This window comes from Phytoactinopolyspora endophytica, assembly GCF_004138495.1.
In the GTDB taxonomy this organism is placed as follows: Bacteria; Actinomycetota; Actinomycetes; order Jiangellales; family Jiangellaceae; genus Phytoactinopolyspora; species Phytoactinopolyspora endophytica.
On sequence record NZ_ML142860.1, the window covers coordinates 147,015 to 147,909 of the forward strand.

Consider the following 895-nt stretch of genomic DNA (forward strand, 5'->3'; position numbering starts at 1 on the left):
CCTGAACGCGCCCGCGGCGCCGTCGTCGCCGGCCGCGCCTCCGCGGGCGAACTGGTGCACCGAGAAGACGTCTGCGACCGTGGTCTCCTGGCGCATGCCGACGAACACGTTGTAGCCGAAGAGCATCAGCCCGCCGTGCTCGTCGCTGTTGAGCGAGACGATGTCCCGCGGCACGCAGTTGTTCTCGGTACGGATCCGCTCCGTCCCGATCAGTTCCAGCTGCGTGCCGCCGAAGACCTCGATCCGGCTGGCGTTGAGCGACTCGGCTCGTGAGGTGAGCTCCGCCGCGCGCTCGCGCAGCCGGGACCGTAGTACTTCATAGGTCCCGGCGTCGAGCCCACTGTGCTGCTCGTCCTCCGTCGACGTCCCGGTCTGAGTGGGTGTCTCGGTTGCGGTCTCGGACACGGGGACTTACTGCTTCGACCCGGTCAGAGCGGCCACGGGCTGGTCGGCGAAGCCGAGGTTCTGCGCCGTCTCGAGCAGCTGCTCCAGCTTTCCGCGGTTCGGTCCGCCCTTGTTGATCAGCTGCATCAGCAGGGCGGAGACCGTGAGGTTCTTCAGGTCATCGGTGTCGACCGAGCCGAGCAGTCCGGCGATGTCGTCGAAGAAGCTCGACGAGCCGTTCAGCCACGGCTCGGCGATGGTGCTCGCCACGTCGGAGTGGTTGACGAACCCGTCCACGCCCTTGCCCAGCGAGATCGCGCCGATCAGGCGATCGAAGAAGACGCTCTCACCGCCGACGATGTTGATGTCGGCGTGCTCCAGCCCGGTGGACAGGACCTTCGCCTGCGCCTCGGCGACGTCACGCTGCACGTTGAGCGAGGCCATCCGGACGTCCTTCTCCATCTCCAGCCGCAGACGGTACTCCTCGTGCTCCCGGCTGGCCTCGTCCAGG

General features: G+C 67.4%; 1 protein-coding gene and 1 pseudogene. Both read right to left on the reverse strand.

Annotated features, from left to right (window positions below; translation table 11 throughout):
• A partial coding sequence (locus tag ELR45_RS35655) for a DNA repair ATPase (RefSeq protein ID WP_420813929.1) occupies positions 1-300 on the reverse strand: 300 nt, incomplete at its 3' end.
• 111 nt (positions 301-411) lie between these two features.
• Positions 412-895, reverse strand: a pseudogene (locus tag ELR45_RS38685) (flotillin family protein); the annotation flags it as partial.